The organism is Promicromonospora kroppenstedtii DSM 19349, assembly GCF_000515355.1.
Lineage (GTDB): Bacteria > Actinomycetota > Actinomycetes > Actinomycetales > Cellulomonadaceae > Promicromonospora > Promicromonospora kroppenstedtii.
Window position 1 is genome coordinate 17,057 of record NZ_KI911565.1, and the last position, 5,228, is coordinate 22,284.

Consider the following 5,228-nt stretch of genomic DNA (forward strand, 5'->3'; position numbering starts at 1 on the left):
GGCGGGTCGCCGCGCAGGGCCAGGAAGGACCGGACGCCGGCCTCGAGGAACTCCTCGATCACCTCGGACACGTCCTCCCGGGACGCGCCCACGCAGGTCAGGTGGGCCACCGGGAGCACGGGCGTGCCCCGCAGCAGCGTCGCGAGCACCTCGCGCGCGGTGGCCCGGTCGCCGCCGGCCGCGCCGTAGGTCACGGACACGAAGTCCGGACGGGCCGCCACGAGCCGCTGCGCCGTCTCCCAGAAGTTGGGCGCGGCGTCCGGCCGACGCGGAGGCATCAGCTCGAACGACACGGTGGGACGGTGTGGGTGCGGCTCGGCGACCATGGCTGCTCCATCGAACCTGGCGTGAGCACCTTGCCTTCTTGGCTCCGCGGCGACGCGGTACCAGGTCGGCAGGTTGCTGCGGTGTCAGGGAGCCAGGACTCTCGACCGCTCTGGATGGGGTTCGCCACCATGCTAAGCGACCGTCCAGCACTGGGACAGAATTCGTCCGGCGGTCGAGACGGCCCGGTCCACGGAGCGTGGACCGGGCCGTCCCACTACTTCACGGAACCGGCCACCAGGCCGCCCACCAGGCGCTTCTCGATGATCATGAACAGGATCACCACGGGCACGATCGCCACCACGGACACCCCGAACACGTAGTGCCAGGACGTCTCGTACTGGCCCACGAACTTGGTGAGCGCCACGGACAGCGGCTGGTTGCCCGCCGTCGTCAGCAGCACGAGCGACGCCGCGAACTCGTTCCAGGAGGCGACGAACGTGAACACGACCGCCGTGACGATGCCCGGCCAGACCAGCGGCAGGTTGATCTTGGTCAGCACGGCGAAGGTTCCTGCGCCGTCGAGCTGCGCCGCCTCGTCGACCTCCTTGGGGATGCCGGCGAAGAAGCTGTGCATGATCCAGACCGCGAACGACAGGTTGAACGCCGCGTTGACCAGGATCATCGCGGCCCACGTGTCGAGGATCCCGAGGGCGATGAACTGGCGGAACAGGCCCGAGGTGAGCACCGCGGGCTGCACCATCTGGGTCACGATCACGAGGAACAGGAAGAACAGCCGCCCCGGGAACCGGAACCGTGCCGTGTAATAGGACGCCGGCAGCGCCACGGCGAGCACGAGCAGGGTGGCGCACAGCGAGATCACCAGGGTGGAGATCAGGTTCTGCGCCAGCGGTGTCTCGGGCGTGGACCACATGGTGACGTAGTTGTCCCAGTGCCACTCGGTGGGGAAGTAGGTGGGGTCGACCGACCTGATCTCGGCCTTGGTCTTCACCGAGCCGAAGAACATGATCAGGTACGGCAGCAGGAACACCACCAGCACCACGAGCCCGGCCAGCAGCCGCAGCAGCAGGGACCCGAGCGGCACCTGGTCGCTCGTATACTTCCGTACCCTCTGCCGGCTGTCCGACGGCGGCCGGGTCGCCTTGCGCGGGGTGGTCCCCGAATCGGTGATCGCGGTCATCAGACCTCCTCCAGGGGGCGGACGACCCGCACGTAGACGGCGACGATGACGATGACCACCAGGAACGCGATGACGGACAGCGCGCTGGCCAGGTCGATCTGCCGCTGGTTCTGCATGTACTTGAAGATCATCGTCATGACGGTGTCGGCGTCGTACCCCGGGATGGACCCCGTCATGACGCGCAGGATCGGCAGCGAGTTGAACACGTTGATGATGTTGATCAGCACCGCCACCGAGATGGCGCCCCGCAGCTGCGGCAGCACCACGCTGAAGTAGGTGCGCGGGCCGCTCGCGCCGTCGATGCGTGCGGCCTCGACGGTCTCGCCGGGAACCGTCTGCAGGCCGGCAAGGATCGTGTACGTGGTGAACGGCAGCGACACGAAGACGGCCACCGCCATCGCCCACGCGAACGCGGTACCCGGGTGCCGCGTCCAGCCGTAGCCCTCCGGCGTGCTGATCAGGCCCACGTCCACGAGGAACGAGTTGATGATGCCGAAGTACGGCTCCAGCCCGTAGTGCACCACCAGCGTGGTCATGACCACGCTCGAGGCCCACGGCACGATGACGGCCATCCGCACCAGGCGCCGGCCCGGGAACGCCTTGTTCAGCAGCGCTGCCAGGGCCAGCGACCCGATGAGGGTGCAGCCGACGACCACCACGACCCACACGACGGTGCGCCCGAGGATCGGCCAGAAGTACTGGAAGCCGATGACCGTCGCGAAGTTCGCGAGGCCCACTCCCCCGTCGTCCACGCCGCTCTGGCTGATGTCGCGCGTCGAGTTCCAGAACATCAGGCCTACCGGGAACAGGACCACGGCCGCAATGAGTGCGACCGCGGGCCCGATCCACGGCAGGGCCTTGGCAAGGTCCTTCACCGGTTTCCCCTGTTGCTTTCCGTTCGGCGTCGTTCGTGGCAGGCCGTGCCGGGCACGGCGGTCGGTGCGGGCATCAGCCCGCGTCGACCTGCTCCTGGATCTCCGTCAGGACGTCCTGGGCGGACTTCTTGCCGTCCAGCTGGCCGAAGAGCGCCTTGAACGCGGAGTCGGCGGCCTGCCAGTCCGGGTTGGTGCTCGGGTAGAACTGCGCGTCCGGCAGCACCTCGAGGAACGGCGCCAGGGCCTCCTCGTCGGCGAGCTGCTCCGAGCCCGACAGGGTGGTGGGCAGGAAGCCCTCGGCCTGGACCCACGGCACGTACACGTCGGCGGAGTAGAAGTAGTCGAAGAAGGCGGTGATGGCCTCCTGCTTGTCGCCGTCGTTCTGGAACGCCATCAGGTGGTCCGCGACGCCCAGCGTGAACGGCGAGCCGTCCTCGGTGGGGATCGGGTGGATGGAGTACTCCAGGTCGGGGTTGTCGGACTCGATCTGCCCGACGCTCGGCGGCAGGCCGACCTGCATGCCGACCTTGCCCTGCACGAAGATGTCGAACAGCGGGCTGCGGTCCGTCGCGCCGGCGTCGGCCTGCGTGGCGCCCTCGTCGATCATCTTCTTGACGAACTCGGCGCCCGCGAGGTTCTCCGGGGTGTCGATCGTGATGGACTCGGCGTCGCCGAAGCTGCCGCCGCCGCCCCACAGCCACACCGCTGCCTCGGCCTGCGCCTCCTCCGAACCAAGCGGCATGCCGTAGCCGGCCACGCCGCCGCCGAGGTCGGAGACCTTCTTGGCCGACTCGAGCAGCTCGTCCCAGGTGGCGGGCACCTCGGCACCGGCCTCCTCCAGGAGCGCGTCGTTGACGAACAGCGCACGGGCCGACGCGATGAACGGCAGGCCGTAGGTGGTGCCGCCCACCTGGGCGTTCTCCAGGAACGTCGGCTGGAAGTCGGCGTAGGTCTCGTCGGAGGTGACGTCCTCGACCGGGTACAGCAGCTCGTCCTCGGCGAAGCCGGCGAAGGGGCCGCCGTTGTAGATGTCGGGTGCGTCGCCGCCCTGGATCTTGGTGGCGATGACGGACTCGAGGTTGTCCCATGACTCGACCTGGAGGTTCACGTCGATGTCGGGGTTCTCCTCCTCGAACCCGGCGATCACGTCGTCCCAGTTCCCCTGGGTGGCGTCGGAGTAGCTGGGGACGAGCAGGTCGAGAGTCGTGCCGTCACCGGTCGCCTCCCCGGTGGACCCGCCGAACCCGCAGGCCGTCAGTCCGGTCGTCGCGGCGAGCGTGATCGCCATGATCCCGCCGAGCCTCTTGTACTGCGCCATTGCCGTCCCTCTCCTTCGTGGTGGTGCAGGTCACGTTTTCACTTGGGTCATAATCTGTCAATGGTTCTAACAAACCTGTGACAAACGGGTGACGCGGCGTGTCGCGCGGGTTCGGCCGCTCGGCGCGGCGGCAGCAGAAAGGGCCGCAGCGCGCGGCTGCGGCCCTGTTCCGGCAGGCCCCAGGGCCGCCGTCGTGGGTACGGAGATGTGGCGGCGCCCGCCCGGTCGGGACCGGGCGGGCGCCGCACGTGCTTCTATCGCTCGGTGGCGCCGATCATCGGCAGGCCGAACGACAGGCCGACGGCGAGGATGCCGCCGACGAACAGGTAGGGCGACGACGCAGCGTCACCGATCGAGCCGACGGCCATCAGCGCGAACCCGCCCAGGAACAGGGCGAAGCACACGATGAAGCGAACCACCAGCGCCGCCGTGGGCTCCTGCTTCTGCCTGCGGGCCACCTCGAAGTTGCTCATGAGGTAAATCTACCGGCTCGTCGTGACCATGAGCTCGCCGCGCGTCCCGTTGACCGTGACGGTCACCGTGGCGCGCCCTGGGCGCAGGGCGGTCAACTCGTGGGTTGCGGGGTCGAGCGCGAGCACCGCGCGGCGGGAGCACTCCCGCACGGCGGCACGGCCCTGCTCGTCGGTCACGCACACGCCGGGACCGCCCCAGCTCGCGGAGACCGGCCACGCCACGGGCACCTCGCGGGACCCGTCCTGCACGACGACGGCGCTCACCGGCGCGGAGCCGCCCACTCGCAGCGACTCCGGCCCGGAGAGCGTGACCTGCTCGGCGCGCGTGTTGACCTCCCAGGTGAGCCACGGGTCAGCGGGCCGGTGGCCGGGACCCGACGTCTTGCCCGACGCCGGACGCACCCCCAGCATCGACCACCCCGTGAACCCGCCGTCGGCCGGCGTGCTCGCCGGGCTCTTCCCGGAGTTGCCGTTGACCAGGTACGGCACGCCGTCCTGCGTGCTCGCGTGGAAGACGCCCACGTGGGACCCCACCGACGCGACCGACTTGCCGGACCTCTCCTCGAAGTCCTCGAACCAGCCGCGCAGCGTGTCGGCCTCCAGCCGGTCGGTGAGCCGGCTGGCCTTGGTCGGCAGCGGGTCGTCGAGCGGGTGGTGCGCGAACACCACGACGCCGGTGACGGCACGGTCGGTCGCGGCGTCGTCGAGCGCCTCGCGCAGCATCTGGACCTGGGCGAAGTCGGCGCCCAGACGGCCGGCCGACGAGTCGAGCATGACCAGGCGCGTGGTGCCGCCGGCCCGGCCCGGCGTCGGGACGTCCAGCACGCGGGTGCGCTCGCCGAACTCCTCCTCGAAGTTCGCGATCGAGCCGCCCATCACCTCGTGATTGCCCGGCAGGTAGTACCAGGGGAAGTCCGCGTCGGCGAGCTCCTCCGTCAGCACGCGCCGCGCCAGGTCGAAGTCCTCGGGCGCGGCCTCGTCCACCAGGTCACCGTTGATGACCAGCAGGTCAGGGTCGTCGGCCACGATCTCGCGGAGCGCGGACCGGGCCCCCGCCACCGCACCCGACTCCGGGTCGCGCGCGACGAACTGGGCGT

The 5,228-nt window shown here is 69.7% G+C and carries 6 protein-coding genes and 1 riboswitch; all 6 genes read right to left on the reverse strand.

Features of this window, described 5'->3' with window-relative positions; all coding sequences use genetic code 11:
• Positions 1 to 326: methylenetetrahydrofolate reductase (locus tag PROKR_RS00130; RefSeq protein WP_036958777.1), on the reverse strand; the 326-nt coding region annotated here is incomplete at its 3' end.
• 4 nt (positions 327 to 330) lie between these two features.
• Positions 331 to 447: riboswitch (SAM riboswitch) on the reverse strand.
• 94 nt (positions 448 to 541) lie between these two features.
• A complete protein-coding gene (locus PROKR_RS00135) occupies positions 542 to 1,465 on the reverse strand; it encodes a carbohydrate ABC transporter permease (RefSeq protein ID WP_211239977.1) in 924 nt (307 codons plus the stop codon).
• On the reverse strand, positions 1,465 to 2,340 hold the full coding sequence (locus PROKR_RS00140) for a carbohydrate ABC transporter permease (RefSeq protein ID WP_200835891.1): 876 nt from the start codon (positions 2,338 to 2,340) through the stop codon (positions 1,465 to 1,467). The genes PROKR_RS00135 and PROKR_RS00140 overlap by 1 nt, the downstream gene beginning before the upstream one ends.
• A 73-nt stretch (positions 2,341 to 2,413) precedes the next feature.
• On the reverse strand, positions 2,414 to 3,658 hold the full coding sequence (locus PROKR_RS00145) for an extracellular solute-binding protein (RefSeq protein ID WP_036958693.1): 1,245 nt from the start codon (positions 3,656 to 3,658) through the stop codon (positions 2,414 to 2,416).
• Positions 3,659 to 3,912: 254 nt separating this feature from the next.
• Positions 3,913 to 4,131 (reverse strand): hypothetical protein, encoded by a 219-nt coding sequence (locus PROKR_RS00150; RefSeq protein WP_020013596.1) that lies wholly within the window; start codon positions 4,129 to 4,131, stop codon positions 3,913 to 3,915.
• Between the two features lie 9 nt (positions 4,132 to 4,140).
• The coding region (locus PROKR_RS00155; protein ID WP_036958695.1) for a metallophosphoesterase family protein at positions 4,141 to 5,228 on the reverse strand (1,088 nt) is incomplete at its 5' end.